Source organism: Halomarina rubra (genome assembly GCF_023699475.1).
Taxonomy (GTDB): domain Archaea; phylum Halobacteriota; class Halobacteria; order Halobacteriales; family Haloarculaceae; genus Halomarina; species Halomarina rubra.
In genome coordinates, this window is the sequence record NZ_JALXFV010000001.1 from 34,918 (window position 1) to 50,668 (window position 15,751).

The window sequence follows — 15,751 nt, forward strand, 5'->3', positions numbered from 1 at the left end:
CGTGTGGGTGTCTGTGAAGGCCGGCGCGTCGAGTGGTTTCCGGTCCCCCCCGAGCGGCGGTCGCCTCAGAGGTCGTACAGCCGTTCGTACTTCTCGGTGACGTAGTCGAGGAAGTAGTCGGCGGTGTAGTCCTCGCCGGTCGCCTCACGGACGAGTTCGGGGGTCGTGTAGCGCGCGCCGTGCTGGTGGACGTTCTCGTAGAGCCACTCGCGGAGCGGGTCGAACTGGCCGGCGCGGACCTGCGTGTCGAGGTCGAGGTCCCGTCGGACGGCGTCGTCGAGTTGGGCCGCCAGCACGCTGCCCAGCGAGTACGTCGGGAAGTACCCGAAGTTGGCGTGGCTCCAGTGGATGTCCTGGAGACAGCCCTCCGCGTCGGTCTCGGGGCGGATGCCGAGGTACTGCTCGTACTTGTCGTTCCACACCTGGGGCACCTCGCTGACGTCGAGATCGCCCGCGATGAGGTCGCGTTCGATCTCGAAGCGAATCACGATGTGCATGTGGTAGGTGAGTTCGTCCGCCTCGACCCGGATGAGGTTGTCCTCGTACACCTGGTTGGCGGCCTCGTACGCCTCGCGGGGGGTCGCCTCCACGTCGGGGAACTGCTCGGTGAACGTCGGGAGGAACAGGTCCCACCACGCCTCGGTCCGCCCGACGTGGTTCTCCCAGAGTCGGGACTGGGACTCGTGGACGGTCAGGTCGCGGTCGGCTCCGAGAGGGGTGCCGTAGTGGTCGTCGGGCAGGCCGAGCAGGTACTGGGCGTGGCCGAACTCGTGGATGGTCGCGGTGAGCGCGCCCAGCGGGTCGGACTCGTCGAAGCGGGTCGTCACGCGGGCGTCGAACTGGTTGCCCGAGGTGAACGGGTGTGAAGAGACGTCGAGACGGCCGCGGTCCCAGTCGTACCCCAGCGTGTCCAGCGCGTCACGGGAGGCGGCCTCCTGTTTCTCGGCGTCGAACTGGCCCGAGAAGGCGTCGACCGCGAGTTCGACGTCGCTCTCGCGGATGCGGTCGACGAGCGGGACGAGTTCCTCGCGCAGACGCGTCAGCACGCGCTCTGCGGTGTCGAGGTCGAGGTACGGTTCGTAGTCGGCGAACAGGACCGCGTACGGGTCGGCGTCGGGGTCGATGTGCTCGGCGTAGTCGCGTTTGAGCTGGACGAGTTCGTCGAGTTTCGGGGCGAACGCGTCGAAGTCGTCCTCGGCTTTCGCCTGCTCCCAGACGCCCAACGCCTCGCTCGTCGCTCGGGAGGTGCGCTCGACGAGGTCGGCGGGGACGCGGGTCGCTCGCTCGTGTTTCCGGCGGACCTCCCGGACGACGGCCTGCTGGGGGGCGACGAGCGTCTCGTCTTCGAGCGCGTCGAGGTCGGCGGCCATCTCCTCGCTCGTCAGCAGTTCGTGGCCCATCGTCGACAGCGTCGACACCTGTCGGGAGCGCGCGGGCGTGCCGCCGCTCGGCATCGTCACCTGCTGGTCCCACGAGAGGACGCCGCTGGCCCCCTGGAGATACGTGAGTCGTTCGACGCGCTCGACGAACTCGTCGTAGCGCGACTGGTCGATTGCCATGCGCGAGACGGACACGCGCGGAGGGCTTCAATGAGGTGGGTCCGCGTGGCAGGCCTCCCGACACCCTCCCATCGACGTGACCCCGTGACTGTCCGCAGTACCCGCGAGAACGGGTATGCCCGCGGACTGCCTCCCCTGACGACATGAGCGCTGGCCCACGCCCGTTCGAACTCGGCGAGACCGTCGCCCCCGGCGAGACGAGACACCTCTACCTCGACGTCGGTGAGACGTACCTCGGCGCGCCCATCGAGATTCCCGTCACCGTCGTCAACGGTGCCCGAGCGGGCCCACGACTGCTCTGTTCGGCGGCGATGCACGGTGACGAACTGAACGGTGTGAGCGTCGTCCACGAACTCGCCCGGCGGTACGACCCCGAGGACCTCGCGGGGACGCTCGTACTCGTCCACGTGATGAACGTGCCGGGGTACATCGCCCAGCAGCGCTACCTCCCCATCTACGACCAGGACCTCAACCGACTGTTCCCCGGCAGTGAACACGGGTCTACGGGTTCCCGGATGGCCCGACGGGTCTACGACCGTCTCGTCTCGCGCTGCGACATGGTGCTCGACTTCCACACCTCGACGCGCAACCGAATGACGCTGTTCCACGTCCGTGCGGACACGAGCGACCCCGCGGTCGCGGACCTCGTCGACGCGTTCGGTGCCCGTCTCGTCCTCGACGGTGCGGGGTCGACGAAGATGCTTCGACGTGTCGCCAGTGACGCCGGCGTCCCGACGCTCACCGTCGAGATGGGCGAGGCCCAGCGATTCCAGCCGAGACTCGTCGAGATGGGCCTGCGCGGCGTCGAGAACGTGCTCGCGACCTACGGGATGCTCCCGGCCGTCGACCCGCGTCCGGTGTCGTACCGCATGGTCGTCGGGCACGGCGAGTCGACGTGGGTTCGCGCCCCGACCGGTGGACTCGTCGAGATGCACTGGGGGCCGTACCCGGTCGTCGACGAGGGCGACCCCATCTGTACCGTCTCGAACCACTTCCAGACCGAGACGGACACCGTCGTCGCGCCGTTCGACGGGTTGCTCATCGGCATCGTCGCCAACCCGCACGTCCAGCCGGGCCACCCGCTGGTCCACCTCGCACGCATCGACGACGTCGACCGCGACGAGATCGAGCGAATCTTCGACGAGGTGGGGTTCAGCCAGCACGGGACGTTCCACTGGATGGGCCGGGACGTGAGTCCGGCCTGACGACCACACACGCGAAGATTTATCCTGCTCTCCCCGTTCTGCTCTGGTATGTATCGGTCGCCCGTAGTACGTGTGTAAGCTCCTTCTCACAGCGCACCGCCCGGCGACCGACCGCGACGAACCATGACAGACCTACCGGACGACTACGACCCGGACCGTATCGAGCAGCACTGGCGCGACCAGTGGCGAGACACCGACCTCTACGCCTACGAGGACCACGAGGACCGTCCCGACTACATCATCGACACCCCGCCCCCCTACCCGACGGGGAACCTCCACATCGGCCACGGTCTCCAGTGGTCGTACATCGACTTCGCCGCGCGCTACCACCGGCTGAAGGGCGACGACGTGCTGTTCCCGCAGGGCTGGGACTGCCACGGCCTGCCGACCGAGGTGAAGGTCGAGGAGAACCACGGCATCCACCGCACGGACGTCTCCCGCGAGGAGTTCCGCGACCTCTGCATCGAGCACACCGAAGAGCAGATCGACTCGATGAAGGAGACGATGGACGAACTCGGCTTCTCCATCGACTGGTCGGCGGAGTTCCGCACGATGGACGAGTCGTACTGGGGGAAGACCCAGCGCTCGTTCGTCGAGATGGAAGACGACGTCCACCGCGACGAACACCCCGTCAACTGGTGTCCGCGCTGTGAGACCGCCATCGCCGACGCCGAGGTCGAGAAGGAAGACCGGACGGGCACGCTGTATCAGGTCGCCTTCGACGGCGTGGAGACCGACCCAATCGAGATAGCGACCACCCGCCCCGAACTCCTCCCGGCGTGTGTCGCCATCGCGGTCGACCCCGAAGACGAGCGCTACGAGGGCCGCGTGGGCGACACGTTCGAGGTGCCGCTGTTCGGCCAGGAGGTCGAACTCATCGCCGACGAGGACGTCGACGGCGAGTTCGGCACCGGCGCGGTGATGATCTGTACGTTCGGGGACAAACAGGACGTCGACTGGTGGGCACGCCACGACCTCGACCTGCGACCCGTCCTGACCGAGGACGGCCACCTGAACGACCTCGCCGGCGAGTTCGAGGGCCAGACCATCCCGGAGGCCAAGGAGAACGTCGCCGAGGCGCTCGACGACGCGGGCCACCTCGTCGACGAGAACTCGACCGAGCAGGCCGTCGGGGTCTGCTGGCGCTGTGACACGCCCATCGAGATCCTCTCGAAGGAGCAGTGGTTCGTCCGCATCGACCAGGACGCCATCGTCGAGAAGGCCAAGGAGGTCGAGTGGATTCCCGACCACATGTACGCCCGCCTGGAAGAGTGGGCCGAGGGGATGGACTGGGACTGGGTCATCTCCCGCCAGCGCGTGTTCGCGACGCCCATCCCCGCTTGGGAGTGCCAGGAGTGTGGACACTGGCACGTCGCGGAGGTCGAGGAGCTACCGGTCGACCCGACCGAGACCGACCCCGCCGTCGGGGCGTGTCCCGAGTGCGAGGCCGAGGAGTGGGTCGGCGAGACCGACGTCATGGACACGTGGATGGACTCCTCTATCACGCCGCTGCACATCTCGGGGTGGCCCGAGGAGATCACTCGCGAGGAGTTCGAACCGGTCGCGCTCCGCCCGCAGGGTCACGACATCATCCGGACGTGGGCGTTCTACACGCTCCTGCGCACGGGCAAACTGACCGACGAACGCCCGTGGGACACCGTCCTCGTCAACGGGATGGTGTTCGGCCCCGACGGCAACAAGATGTCCAAGTCCCGTGGCAACGTCGTCACGCCCCGCGAGGCCATCGACGACTACGGCGCGGACGCCGTCCGCCAGGCGCTCGCGCTAGGCGGCCAACCCGGCGCTGACGTGCAGTTCCAGCCCAAGGAGGCGACCTCCGCCTCGCGGTTCAACACGAAGGTGTGGAACATCACGAAGTTCGCTGCCGGTCACCTCGACGAGCGGACCGTCGACATCGAGGACCCCGCCTACCGCGACGCCGACCGCTGGATCCTCGGCCGGGCCGCACAGGTCGCCGAGCGCGTCGACGAGGCCATGCAGGAGTACCGCTACGACTCCGCGCTCCGTGAGGTCCGGGAGTTCGTCTGGCACGACCTCGCCGACGACTACCTCGAACTCGTCAAGGGTCGCCTCTACGAGGGCCGCCCCGGCGAGCGCAACGCCGCCCGCCACGCGCTGTTGACGGCGCTGTCGTCGTCGCTCCGGATGCTCTCGCCGTTCGCACCGTTCCTCGCCGAGGAGGCGTACGACGCCCTCCCCGGTCTGGACGGCAGCGTTCACGCCGCAGAGTGGCCTACCCTCCCCGACTTCGACGAGGAGACCGTCGACCGCGGCCAGCTCGTCGCCGACGTCGCCAGCGAGATTCGCTCCTGGAAGTCCGAGCAGGGGATGGCGCTCAACGCCGAACTCGACCGCATCGAGGTGTTCACCGACCTGGAGGGCGACGGCGCACTCGACACCTACGACCTCTCCAGTGCGGTCAACGCGCCGGTGTACCTCGAATCCGGCCGTCCGAACGTCGAACTCGTCCCGGTCGGGGTCGACCCCGACCACGCCAGCATCGGGCCGAAGTTCCGCGACGAGGCCGGTGCGGTCATCGGCGCGCTCGAAGCCGCCGACCCCGCCGCGCTGAAGGCCCAACAGGAGACCAACGGCGAGGTCGAACTCGACGTGAACGGCGAGGCCGTCACCCTCGACGCCGACGCGTTCGAAGTCGTCGAGGAGCAACAGGCCGCCAGCGGCGAGGAGGTCGAGGTCGTCGAACTCGACGACGCGACGGTGCTCGTCTACGAGGGCTGAGCGCCCGGCGCGGCCTCGCGACGCGACCGTCTCGACTGTCTTGCTATATCAACCCCTGGTTTTCACAAGGGTGGCTCGTGTAGGCCGACGAAACAGATGCCCGTGAGCGACATAGCGAGCGACGCGGTCGTCTCCGCGACCCCCTCGACGCCGGTGCCGACGCTCGCCGACCGGATGCTCGACGAGAACGTCCGTAGCGTCGTCGTCACGAAGCAGTCGCGACCGGTCGGTATCGTCACCGACCGCGAACTGGCGCTGTCACTCACCGACGCGTTCGACGTCACCGCTCTCGACGCCGCGGACGTCATGGACGGGGACATCGCGGCCGTCCACGACGACGACTGCGTGCTCGACGCCCTCCGAGCGATGCACCGGCGGACGGCACGGCAGGCCGCGGTCGTCAACGACGCACGTCGACTCGTCGGCGTGCTCACGCTCGACCGACTCGTCGCCACCGTCGCCGAAGAGCTGTTCGAGACCATCGACGCGGTCGGTCAGTCCCCGCGGTAACACGAATCGGGGGTGTTTACCCCGCCTCGTGCGTGGTTCGGTCATGGACGAACGGATCAGGGAACACGCACGCATCCTCGTCGAGTGGAGCGCCCGCATCGAGGCGGGCGACGACGTCGTGGTCGTCGTCGGGATGGACGCTCACGACCTCGCGGTCGCCGTCGCCGAACAGCTCGGTGAGAAGGGCGCGACCCCCGTCTTCACATACAGTTCGGGCGAACTCACCCGCGCCTACCAGCTCGCCCACGACGGCGAGTTCGAGGAGGCCGACCACGAACTCGCGCTCTACGAGAACGCCGACGCGGTGCTCGCGCTGCGCGGCGGGCGCAACACCAGCGCCACCGCCGACGTTCCGAGCGAGACCCGCCAGCAGGCCGCCCGCGCGGACCAGGCGGTCCGCGAGGCACGGATGGACACCGACTGGGTGTCGACGGTCCACCCGAACCGTTCGCTCGCCCAGCAAGCGGGGATGGCCTTCGAGGAGTACCAGCAGTTCGCCTACGACGCCATCGTCCGGGACTGGGAGGACCTCGCCGAGCGCATGGCGCTCGTCAAGGACGTCCTCGACGACGGCAGTGAGGTCCGCATCGTCAAGGAGGACACCGACCTCACCATGGCCATCGACGGTCGGGTCGCCGTCAACTCCGCGGCGAGCGTCGCCTACGACTCGCACAACCTCCCCTCGGGTGAGGTGTTCACCGCCCCCTACGCCACCGAGGGAGAGGTGCTGTTCGACGTCCCGATGACGCTCAACGGCAAGCGCGTCCGCGACGTCCACCTCACCTTCGAGGACGGCGACGTCGTCGACTACGCGGCCGCACAGAACGAGTCGGTGCTGACCGAGATTCTGGAGACCGACGACGGTGCTCGTCGCCTCGGGGAACTCGGCATCGGCATGAACCGCGGTATCGACCGGTTCACCGACAACATCCTGTTCGACGAGAAGATGGGCGACACCGTCCACCTCGCGCTCGGGCGAGCCTACGACTCGAACTTCACGACGGAGAACGCCGACGAGGCCAACGACTCGGCGGTCCACGTCGACATGATCACCGACCTGAGCGAGGACTCCCGGATGGAAGTCGACGGCGAGGTCGTCCAGCGCGACGGGCAGTTCTGGTTCGAAGACGACTTCTAGAGGACGTCGCGGGACCTTGCCGGCCCCACGCTTTTCGCACCGCCGCGTGAAGTCGACCTATGGCAGACGACGCAGCGACGTTTCTGGAAGGGTTCGTCCACGAGGAGACGCAGGTCCACGATGGGGGGGTCGACCTGACGCTCGCGACGGTCGAGCGACTCGACGAGGGTGGCGCGGTCGACTTCGGCGGCGACGAACTCGCCGCCGTCGAGACGAGTCGAGTCGAACCGGAGGCTCGCGACGGGGACGACGAGTACGGCTGGTGGGACCTCGACGCCGGCACCTACCTCGTCGGGTACAACGAGCGCCTCGACGCCGAACAGTCGGTGTTCGCCCTCCAGCCACGCACCGAACTCGTCGAACGCGGCGTCACCCACCCGACGCTGTTCGTCAGCAAACTCCCGACGGTCCCGTTGACGGTCCCCGAGTCGGGCGTCTCGCTGAAACGGAACGCGCGCATCTCCACGCTCCGCTCGCCGATTCGATAGCGAACAGGCGTCACCGATTCCCGGCCCACGAGACGCGGTTTCGCACTCCCACGCGACGCCTCGTGGTGGCACTCAGCGCATGGCTGAGACTGGCCGCGTGCTCGTACTTGAACGGTCGTAGAGGGTAGCGGCCGCTCCGCGGTGCGGTGGCGAGATAGAGAGAAGACGTCCGCGCCGGAGGCGCGGTTCACCGGGAGGAGCGCGACGCGCTCCGAGCGGCCTTTTTCATCGTCGGTTTTGCGCCGAGCGGTTCGCCGAAGGCAAACCCGAGGCGGAAAACGGTCGCTAGAAGTAGTCGACGCCCTCGGGCAGTTCGAGCTTCATGCCCTTGCGCTCGCGGATCTCCTTCATCGTCTCCTCCTGGAGACTGTTGGACATGACCTGGAACCCGGCGTTCTCGGTGTTCCACGACGCGCGACCCTCGGTGGCCGAGCGGATGTCCGAGGAGAACCCGATCATCTCGTCGACGGGCGCGATGCCCTCCACGACCATGAGGTCACCCTCCTGGTACATGTCGTCGACGCGGCCACGGCGACCCTGGATCTCGCCAGAGGCGGCACCCATGTGCTCGTTGGGCACGTCGATACGGACGTTCTGTATGGGTTCGAGGAGCTTCACGCGCGCCGCGATGAGACCGCGGTGGACCGCGTTGCGGACCGCAGGGATGACCTGGGCCGGACCGCGGTGGATGGCGTCCTCGTGCAGGCGAGCGTCGTGCAGGCGGATGAGCGACCCCTGGACGGGCTCGGCGGCGAGTGGACCGTCGTCGAGCGCCTCTTCGAGACCCTCGATGACGAGCTCCATCGTCTCGTTGAGGTGCTGAATCCCCTTCGTGTCGTCGATGAGGATGTTCGTCCCGTAGATGTGTTCGACGTTCTGGGACGTGTCCTTGTCCATGCCGGCCTCCTGGAGTGCCTCACGGCGCTCCAGTTCGGGCATGTCCATCGACGCTTCGCCGAGCTGGATGGTCTCGACGAGCTCGTCGCTGAGCGGCTCGATGGTGATGTAGAACCGGTTGTGGCGGTTCGGCGAGATGCCTTCGACGGTCTCACACGCACCCGTCGGCTGCTCGCGGAAGACGACGATGGGCTCACCGGTGATGACCGGGATGCCCTGCTCGCTCTCGATACGCTGGGTCTGGACCTCCAGGTGTAGCTCACCCTGCCCGGAGATGAGGTGCTCCCCGGTGTCCTCGTTGATGGTGATCTGGATGGTCGGGTCTTCCTTCGAGACACGTCGGAGGGTCTCGATCAGCTTCGGAAGGTCGTCCATGTTTTTCGCCTCCACGGACTTCGTGATGACCGGCTCCGAGATGTGCTCGATGGACTCGAACGGCGTCATCTCGACGGAGGAGACGGTCGAGCCGGCGATGGCGTCGCGCAGACCGGTGACGGCCGCGATGTTCCCCGCCGGGACACGCTCCACTTCCTCACGCTCGCCACCCATGTAGATACCGACGGACTGGACGCGGTTCTTGCCTGCCGTCCCCGAGACGTAGAGCTCCTGGCCCTTCTCGAGACCGCCGGCGAACACACGACCGGAGGCGACCTCGCCCGCGTGCGGGTCGATACCGATGTCGGTAACCATCAGGACGACCTCGCCGTCGTCGTCGACGAGACGCATCTGCTCTGCGAGCTCGGACTCGGCGTCGCCACGCCAGATGCGCGGGATACGACGGGGCTGGGCGTCCAGCGGGTCCGGGAAGTGCTCACAGACCATGTCGAGCACGACGTCCGAGAGCGGCGTCCGCTCGTGGAGCTCCTGACGTTTGTCGTTCTGCTCGAGGTCGATGATGTCGCCGAAGTCGAGACCGGTGGCCTGCATCGACGGCATCGAGACCCCCCACTTGTAGAGGGCGGACCCGAAGCCGACGGTGCCGTCTTCGACGCTGACCGTCCAGTCGTCGACGTCGTCCATGTCCTCGGTCATCCCGCGGATGAGCTCGTTGACGTTGCGGATGACCTTGAGGAGGCGCTGCTGCATCTCCTGGGGCCCCTCCTGGAGCTCGGAGATGAGACGGTCGACCTTGTTGATGAACAGAGCGGGCTTGACACCCTCGCGGAGTGCCTGTCGGAGCACCGTCTCGGTCTGGGGCATCGCGCCCTCGACGGCGTCGACCACCACGAGCGCACCGTCGACGGCACGCATCGCGCGGGTGACGTCCCCACCGAAGTCGACGTGGCCCGGCGTGTCGATGAGGTTGATGAGGTGGTTGCGGTCCTCGTACTCGTGGGTCATCGAGACGTTCGCCGCGTCGATGGTGATACCACGTTCCTGCTCGTCCTCCTTCGTGTCCATCGCGAGCTGCTGGCCGGCGGTCTCGTCCGAAATCATCCCGGCACCCGCGAGGAGGTTGTCCGAAAGCGTCGTTTTCCCGTGGTCGACGTGAGCGGCGATGGCGATGTTCCGGATCTGCTCCGGCTTGTCCATCAGCTTCTCACACTCCTGTACGATTTTCTTACGTCGGCCCATTAGGGTGTCCTACCGATAGCGTAGTGAAAAGGGTAGTGTTTCCATTTCCACGGAATCACTCGATTATCGTGAGAATACGCCACATACGGAGCCTCTCGGACCCTCGGTCTCGCTCCGACGCTGGCCGTCCGCGACCGTCGCTGCCGACGCTCACACCGGGTGCACGGCGGGGGTTCCGACCGACGTGCGGTCACGGACCGCGAAGCTGTTCGTACGCCCACCGGACGCGACGGAACGCCGACTCGTCGCCACCGCAGTCCGGGTGGGTCTCCTTGACTCGCTCGCGGTACGCCGCCCGAACCGTCTCGGGAGCGGCGTCGGGAGCGACCCCCAACACGGCGGCGGCCTCCTCACGCGCCCGTGAGAGCTGTCGTTGGCCGCTCCCGCGTGTCCGCCCTCGGTCGCCGCCGTGACCGGTCTCGCCGGTCTCGCCGTGGCCGGCGTCCTCCCGTCCGGTCCGCCCGTCGGCCGTCCCGCCGTCGCTCGGCCCGCGGTCGGTGCCTCGTCCGCCGGACCACGACTCGCCGGTCTCCTCGGCCCACCCGCCCCACCAGTTGGGGTCCTCGTCGGCCCAGGGGTCGTCCCAGCGACCGCCGTGGTCGCGACCACCGACGTCGGCCCCGTCGGGGTCGAACCCGGTTCGGGTCCGGCCGGCCGTCGGACCGTCGGTCCCGCTTCCCGACCGTCGGGCGGCGTCCTCCCGCCAGAACGCACCGGGCCAGCGCCAGTCGTCCCAGTCGTCGTCGCTCGGGGAGGCGTCGCCGGTCCGGTACTCGAAGCCGCCGCGGTGCCAGTCTTCGGTCGCGACGCGACGCTGTCGCCGTTCGTCGGTGTCGTCGGCCGCCCGTGGGTCGGCGTCGCCGTAGGCTTCGGCGAGGATGCGGTCGCGCCCGTAGCGCCAGCAGAGGTAACTCGACGCACCGCTGCCCGCGGCGGCGACCCAGAACAGGGGCCGGAGGAGGCCGAGGCACGCGAACAGCAGCGCGCCCACCGCGAGTACCCCCGCCAGCGCGATGGCGACCGACGACCTGTTCACGCCCGTACATGGTCGCTCGGTGATTGTAAGTGTCCCGTCGGTCCGGACACGTCCGTTCGGCCGCGTCGGTCGACCCACCACGCGACGACGCGCACAAGAGTCATACGCGCAGAGGCCGTGGTAACGAACAGCATGGACGTTCGAGTGTTGGGCCGTGGGCCGACCGATCCGTTTCTCTCCGCCCGCGACCTCTTCGAGACCGAGTACGACCTCTCGTTGCCGGTGGAGGTGCGCGTTCGAACGGACCCCGACGAGCGGACCTACACGGGTCACTACGCCGACCACCACGTGTTGAACATCTCGGTCTCCGCCGCCACCAGCGCGATGGCCCGGGAGCTCTCGCTCCACGAGTTCGCCCACATGCACCGCTACGAACAGGCCCACCCCTCACACATGCAGTCGACCGAGGAGGCCATCTACCTCGCGTTGGCGGGTCGCAGCGTCGAACGACGCAAGCTGACCCACTGCTATCAGATCGCCAACCACATGAAGGACATCTACGCCGACGACATCACGCTCGACGTCGGTCCGGCGGACAAACTCGTCGCGTTCCTCGAGTCGAGTCTCGCGACGGCGCTCGCCGAACGGCCCGTCTCGGCTCCTCGGGCCTGGCGACGGCTCACCCCGGCGTCCGACCCCGACATCACCGCGGTCAACGCGGCGTTCGCGCTGGCGCTGGTCGAACGCCACGACCTCGTCGACGACGACCACCGCCTGTACGACCTCGCGGCGGCCGCCGGCAGCGACGCACCCGCCGTCAGCGTCGAGCAGTTCAAAGCCCGGTTCGAGTCGCTCGCCGACGACCCCGACGAGAGCGAGTACCGCAAGTCGCTGGTCGACGTGACCCGCGCGTACGCCGGCGGGACCGAACAGGCCGCGGACTGACGACGGCACGACGCTCCTCGCGCCTCGCCCTCAGCTATCGGCCGGTGTGTCGCTCCCGGGCGTCACCGCCGTGCTCCCGTCGGGAGCGACCGTGCTGACCAGCCAGACGACGCCACCACCCACGGCGACGACCCCACCCATGGCGGCGACGGTCGTCGTCGCGGTCGTCGCGTCGGCGAGCACCCCCGCCGCCAGCGCCAACGGCGTCCGGACGGCCATGTAACACATCTGGGCCGCCGACAGGGTCGTCGCCCGACCCGCGCGCGCGACGTGGTCGTTGAGATAGCCCCCGACCACCGGCCGGACCAGTGGGATACCGACGCCCATCGTGACGAACGCCGGCAGCGCCAGCAGACCGACCCACGCCGGGACGACGAGTGCGACCCCCACGAGCAACGGGACGACGAGCAGCGTCCCGCGGACCCCGAGACGGTCGGCCAGCGGGCCGGCGTAGTAGCCGCCGACCGACGACACGACCGAGAGCACGGCGTACAGCACACCGAGTCCCAGCGCGAGGGTCGCCCCCGCCTCCCCCGACCGGGCGGCGGCCACCGCCCCACCCGGTGGGAGGTCGACGCCGAGGCCGGCCGCCGTCGGCCCGAGCGTCTCGACGGCCATCGGCTGGACGTACCCCCGCGCGACGCCGGTCGCCGCGAACAACAGCGCGGCGTAGACCACCAGCGACCGGAGCGGCGGGCGGGTGAGTCGTTCGCGGACCAGGCCCAACGTCTCGCGCATCGGCGGGCGGTCGTCACGTTCCCCGGCGTACTGGGCGTTCTTCGGTAGTCGCACCAGTGCGAGGACGCCCAGGCTGTTGAACGCGACGGCCGCGACGAACGGGAACGTCGGGTCCAGACCGTACAGCAGACCGCCGCCGACCATCGTCACCGCGCCGGTCCACTGCTGGACGGCGTCGCCGCGTCCCCGGACCCGGGTGAAGGCGTCGGCGTCGAGACGCTCGTCGAGCAGGTCGTAGAGCCACGCGTCGAGACTCCCCGACCGGAACGTCAGCGCCAGCGCCCACAGCACGTACAGGAGGGCGTACCACAGGAACGACTGGACGAGGACGAACCCCGCCAGCGAGGCGACGCCGAACACCACCGACAGCAGTAGGCTCGCTCGGCGGCCGAGTCGGTCGCCGACGTAGCCCGTCGGTATCTCGCCGAACAGTGCGACCACGGAGTACAGCGCCGACAGCGCGCCGACCTCGGTGAACGACAGCGTCCGCAACAGGAACAGCGTGAAGACGGGCGTGACGAACCCGACCGACAGGGTCGCCCGGTAGACGTAGTAGTTCGCGACGAGGCGGTCGGCCATGGTCCGTGGGTCGGACCCGTCCCGGAAAACGGTTCGCTGAACGCGGTTTTTGTATGGAGGCTGTCAGCTCTCGTCCCGCGGTCGTCTCAGTGGACGTCCTTGCCGTCCTTGAGGTCCTCGCGCTCCTCGGCGAGGTAGACGTTGGCGTCGGGGTGCTGGTCGGCGTCCTCGACCACCTCGCCGTCCTCGCGCAGCGCTTCGAGGTTCCCCTTCGCCGTCTCGCGCTCGACACCACCGATGGTCACCATCGCGTCGAGCAGCGTCGACTCGGGGACTCCCGACTCGAACGCGCCGTCCTCGGAGAACGCCCGGAGGTAGGCGCGTGGGTCGGACTCGCCGGCGAGTCGGTCGTGCCACGTCTTCGGGTAGAGGCTCAGTCGGTCGTCCCCGACCCGGTAGACGCGCTCGTCGCCGGCCCAGTCGTCCCCGTCGACGGTCTGCCCGTCGAGGTTCGTCAGGAGGCTGTCGCCGTCGACGGTCGGCGTCTCCTCGCTCAACTGCTCGACGTACGCGGTGTACGTCTCGCGGGCGACTCCCGGCTCTCCGGACGGGTGCCCGCGCTCGACCAGCGCGAGGAACTCCGTCGCGGTGAGGTACTTGCTCCGACTGCCCGCCTCGTCGAGGACGGCACGGCGTAACTCGGGCATGGCTCGACGTACGGGGCGACGACTGAAAGACGTGCGGGCGGCGGCCAGTCACGCAGGGACTCGCCGGGGGCGCGGCGGCCGCCGGAGCCGCCGGGACCGACGACTTCGTGTCGTGCGGGTCGGGGCGACCACGGGGAGGCCCCGGAGCGGCCGCTGGTGGTCGAGAGTCGAAGAAGACAGAGAGTAGTCGTCGAACCGGAGTTAGCGGGCGGCGGCGGCGACGCGCTCTTTCTCCTCTTTCTGGTTGATGGGGTACGCCTGCACGTCGTAGTCGGCCGCGCCGATGAGCGTGCGAGCGAGCGCCTCGGCGGCCGAGGTCTTCGTCTTGTACGACCCGCTCTGGGTCCCCTGCGCGATGAACTTCAGCGCCTGGTCGACACGGCGCTGGGGAGCGACGTCGACGGCCTTCGGGACGGAGATACCCCCGTACTTCAGGCGGACGGTCTCCTCACGCGGTCCGGAGTTCTCGACGGCCTCGACGAGCACCTGCACCGGGTTCTCGTCGGTGCGCTCGTTGACGATTTCGAGGGCGTCGCGGACGATACCGGTCGTCTTCTGCTTGCTCCCGGTGTTGTCCTCCGTCTGCATCAGGCGGTTGATGAGTCGCTCGACGACGCTGATCTCGCTCTTCTTGAACTGCTTGTTCGCGTGGCGACCCATCGTGTGGGCGATGGGGGTGACGGTGATGTAGCGCTCCGTCGAGGGGTCGGAGTAGACGATGTCCGAGACCTCCCACTTCGTGAACAGCAGCGCGTCGACCGACTCCTCCTCGTCGTCGGTGCCGGCGGGCGCGTCGGGTTCGGGTGCTTCTTCCTCGCTCATTATCGCACCGGCTTCTCCGCGTTCCCGCGGACGAGTTCGATCATCGAGACGCCGTTGACCTTCTCGACCTTGTAGTTGACACCGGAGAGGTCGCCCATCGCACGACCCTTCGCCCCACCGATACCGGCGATGGTGACTTCGTCGTGCTCGTCGATGAACGAGATCGCGCCGTCACCGGGACAGAACGCGGTGACCTGCTTCCCGTTCTTGATGAGCTGGACTCGGACACACTTCCGGATGGCCGAGTTGGGCTGTTTCGCCTCGATGCCCACCTTCTCCAGTACGATACCGCGGCCCTGTGGGGCCCCTTCGAGCGGGTCGGACTTCTTCCCGAGCCCGCGAGCGCGACGCGCGTACTTCGAGTCGGACCACCGTCGGTTCTGACGGTCCTTCTGAAGCTTCCGCGCGGCGTACTTGCCGTTCGCCATAGTGGAGCGAAGTACCTACCCGAGCTACTTAAGGCTCCCTTTTCGCCGCCGCGTGCGGGTGTTTCACGCACTCGGTCGGATTCGTCCCCCGTGTCGCGACCCTGACGGGTGCGCTGGCCCGTCTCACCACCGGCACATCTCCGAACGCTCTTGTACTTCGATACAGTAAGCGTCCGACATGGCAAACGCATCGTCCGAGGGGACCACCGAGAGACGGGAGCGACCGGCACAGCGCGACGACTCCTCCTCGGTGGGTTCGGCGCTGGCCTTCCGGGCCGTCGGCTTCATCGTCCTCATGTTCGTCATCGGCTTCGCCATCGACTTCCTCGCCTCCCAGGGCGTCATCGACGACAACGAGATGATCAACGTCCTCATCGGCATCTTCCTGAGCCTCGGAATCATCGCCATCCTCCTGAGCGTCGTCGTCGGCGTGCTGGGTGTCGTCCGCCGCTTCCGAAACCGGTAGGCGCGTCGCTGTCGTTCG

14 protein-coding genes are annotated in these 15,751 nt (G+C 68.1%); 7 read left to right on the forward strand and 7 right to left on the reverse strand.

Annotated elements, in window-relative coordinates; genetic code table 11:
* Positions 1-65: 65 nt before the first annotated feature.
* Positions 66-1,559: a carboxypeptidase M32 gene (locus M1L36_RS00215; protein ID WP_250871687.1), complete on the reverse strand. Its 1,494-nt coding sequence runs from the start codon at positions 1,557-1,559 to the stop codon at positions 66-68.
* A 143-nt stretch (positions 1,560-1,702) separates the two neighbouring features.
* On the opposite strand from M1L36_RS00215, the gene M1L36_RS00220 reads away from it, so the two are divergent.
* The 5 genes from M1L36_RS00220 to M1L36_RS00240 all read left to right on the forward strand — a co-directional run bounded on the left by M1L36_RS00220 (position 1,703) and on the right by M1L36_RS00240 (position 7,660).
* Entirely contained in the window at positions 1,703-2,764 is a 1,062-nt protein-coding gene (locus tag M1L36_RS00220; RefSeq protein WP_250871688.1) for a succinylglutamate desuccinylase/aspartoacylase family protein, read from the forward strand.
* 123 nt (positions 2,765-2,887) lie between these two features.
* Positions 2,888-5,524 (forward strand): valine--tRNA ligase, encoded by a 2,637-nt coding sequence (locus tag M1L36_RS00225; RefSeq protein WP_250871689.1) that lies wholly within the window; start codon positions 2,888-2,890, stop codon positions 5,522-5,524.
* A gap of 96 nt (positions 5,525-5,620) precedes the next feature.
* The gene (locus M1L36_RS00230) at positions 5,621-6,034 is read left to right on the forward strand and encodes a CBS domain-containing protein (RefSeq protein WP_250871690.1); all 414 of its coding nucleotides are present in this window, start codon (positions 5,621-5,623) and stop codon (positions 6,032-6,034) included.
* A 43-nt stretch (positions 6,035-6,077) separates the two neighbouring features.
* Positions 6,078-7,172 carry an aminopeptidase gene (locus M1L36_RS00235; RefSeq protein ID WP_250871691.1) on the forward strand — a complete coding sequence of 365 codons (1,095 nt, stop codon included), beginning with the start codon at positions 6,078-6,080 and terminating at the stop codon, positions 7,170-7,172.
* Positions 7,173-7,231: 59 nt separating this feature from the next.
* On the forward strand, positions 7,232-7,660 hold the full coding sequence (locus M1L36_RS00240) for a dCTP deaminase/dUTPase family protein (RefSeq protein ID WP_250871692.1): 429 nt from the start codon (positions 7,232-7,234) through the stop codon (positions 7,658-7,660).
* Between the two features lie 285 nt (positions 7,661-7,945).
* Here the strand turns inward: M1L36_RS00240 and M1L36_RS00245 are convergent, their stop codons facing one another.
* Both M1L36_RS00245 and M1L36_RS21520 read right to left on the reverse strand, forming a co-directional pair.
* The gene (locus M1L36_RS00245) at positions 7,946-10,132 is read right to left on the reverse strand and encodes an elongation factor EF-2 (protein ID WP_250871693.1); all 2,187 of its coding nucleotides are present in this window, start codon (positions 10,130-10,132) and stop codon (positions 7,946-7,948) included.
* Between the two features lie 190 nt (positions 10,133-10,322).
* Entirely contained in the window at positions 10,323-11,168 is an 846-nt protein-coding gene (locus tag M1L36_RS21520; protein WP_250871694.1) for a J domain-containing protein, read from the reverse strand.
* A gap of 132 nt (positions 11,169-11,300) precedes the next feature.
* Between M1L36_RS21520 and M1L36_RS00255 the strand changes: the two genes are divergently transcribed.
* Positions 11,301-12,053, forward strand: a complete 753-nt coding sequence (locus M1L36_RS00255; RefSeq protein WP_250871695.1) for a DUF5781 family protein — start codon at positions 11,301-11,303, stop codon at positions 12,051-12,053.
* 30 nt (positions 12,054-12,083) lie between these two features.
* On the opposite strand, the gene M1L36_RS00260 is transcribed toward M1L36_RS00255, so the two are convergent.
* The 4 genes from M1L36_RS00260 to M1L36_RS00275 all read right to left on the reverse strand — a co-directional run bounded on the left by M1L36_RS00260 (position 12,084) and on the right by M1L36_RS00275 (position 15,267).
* Positions 12,084-13,370 carry an MFS transporter gene (locus M1L36_RS00260; protein WP_250871696.1) on the reverse strand — a complete coding sequence of 429 codons (1,287 nt, stop codon included), beginning with the start codon at positions 13,368-13,370 and terminating at the stop codon, positions 12,084-12,086.
* Between the two features lie 86 nt (positions 13,371-13,456).
* Positions 13,457-14,017 carry a hypothetical protein gene (locus M1L36_RS00265; RefSeq protein WP_250871697.1) on the reverse strand — a complete coding sequence of 187 codons (561 nt, stop codon included), beginning with the start codon at positions 14,015-14,017 and terminating at the stop codon, positions 13,457-13,459.
* A gap of 201 nt (positions 14,018-14,218) precedes the next feature.
* Entirely contained in the window at positions 14,219-14,839 is a 621-nt protein-coding gene (locus M1L36_RS00270) for a 30S ribosomal protein S7 (protein ID WP_250871698.1), read from the reverse strand.
* Positions 14,839-15,267: a 30S ribosomal protein S12 gene (locus tag M1L36_RS00275; RefSeq protein WP_158205265.1), complete on the reverse strand. Its 429-nt coding sequence runs from the start codon at positions 15,265-15,267 to the stop codon at positions 14,839-14,841. The genes M1L36_RS00270 and M1L36_RS00275 overlap by 1 nt, the downstream gene beginning before the upstream one ends.
* Before the next feature lie 178 nt (positions 15,268-15,445).
* Here M1L36_RS00275 and M1L36_RS00280 point away from each other — a divergent pair, with 178 nt between their 5' ends.
* Positions 15,446-15,733 carry a hypothetical protein gene (locus tag M1L36_RS00280; RefSeq protein ID WP_250871699.1) on the forward strand — a complete coding sequence of 96 codons (288 nt, stop codon included), beginning with the start codon at positions 15,446-15,448 and terminating at the stop codon, positions 15,731-15,733.
* The last annotated feature ends 18 nt before the right edge of the window (positions 15,734-15,751 follow it).

What these genes read in the sequence shown, in the direction of transcription:
- M1L36_RS00215 (WP_250871687.1), bottom strand. Translation starts at nt 1,559, where the DNA reads ATGGCAATCGACCAGTCGCGCTACGACGAGTTCGTCGAGCGCGTCGAA.
- M1L36_RS00220 (WP_250871688.1), top strand. Translation starts at nt 1,703, where the DNA reads ATGAGCGCTGGCCCACGCCCGTTCGAACTCGGCGAGACCGTCGCCCCC.
- M1L36_RS00225 (WP_250871689.1), top strand. Translation starts at nt 2,888, where the DNA reads ATGACAGACCTACCGGACGACTACGACCCGGACCGTATCGAGCAGCAC.
- M1L36_RS00230 (WP_250871690.1), top strand. Translation starts at nt 5,621, where the DNA reads ATGCCCGTGAGCGACATAGCGAGCGACGCGGTCGTCTCCGCGACCCCC.
- M1L36_RS00235 (WP_250871691.1), top strand. Translation starts at nt 6,078, where the DNA reads ATGGACGAACGGATCAGGGAACACGCACGCATCCTCGTCGAGTGGAGC.
- M1L36_RS00240 (WP_250871692.1), top strand. Translation starts at nt 7,232, where the DNA reads ATGGCAGACGACGCAGCGACGTTTCTGGAAGGGTTCGTCCACGAGGAG.
- M1L36_RS00245 (WP_250871693.1), bottom strand. Translation starts at nt 10,132, where the DNA reads ATGGGCCGACGTAAGAAAATCGTACAGGAGTGTGAGAAGCTGATGGAC.
- M1L36_RS00255 (WP_250871695.1), top strand. Translation starts at nt 11,301, where the DNA reads ATGGACGTTCGAGTGTTGGGCCGTGGGCCGACCGATCCGTTTCTCTCC.
- M1L36_RS00260 (WP_250871696.1), bottom strand. Translation starts at nt 13,370, where the DNA reads ATGGCCGACCGCCTCGTCGCGAACTACTACGTCTACCGGGCGACCCTG.
- M1L36_RS00265 (WP_250871697.1), bottom strand. Translation starts at nt 14,017, where the DNA reads ATGCCCGAGTTACGCCGTGCCGTCCTCGACGAGGCGGGCAGTCGGAGC.
- M1L36_RS00270 (WP_250871698.1), bottom strand. Translation starts at nt 14,839, where the DNA reads ATGAGCGAGGAAGAAGCACCCGAACCCGACGCGCCCGCCGGCACCGAC.
- M1L36_RS00275 (WP_158205265.1), bottom strand. Translation starts at nt 15,267, where the DNA reads ATGGCGAACGGCAAGTACGCCGCGCGGAAGCTTCAGAAGGACCGTCAG.
- M1L36_RS00280 (WP_250871699.1), top strand. Translation starts at nt 15,446, where the DNA reads ATGGCAAACGCATCGTCCGAGGGGACCACCGAGAGACGGGAGCGACCG.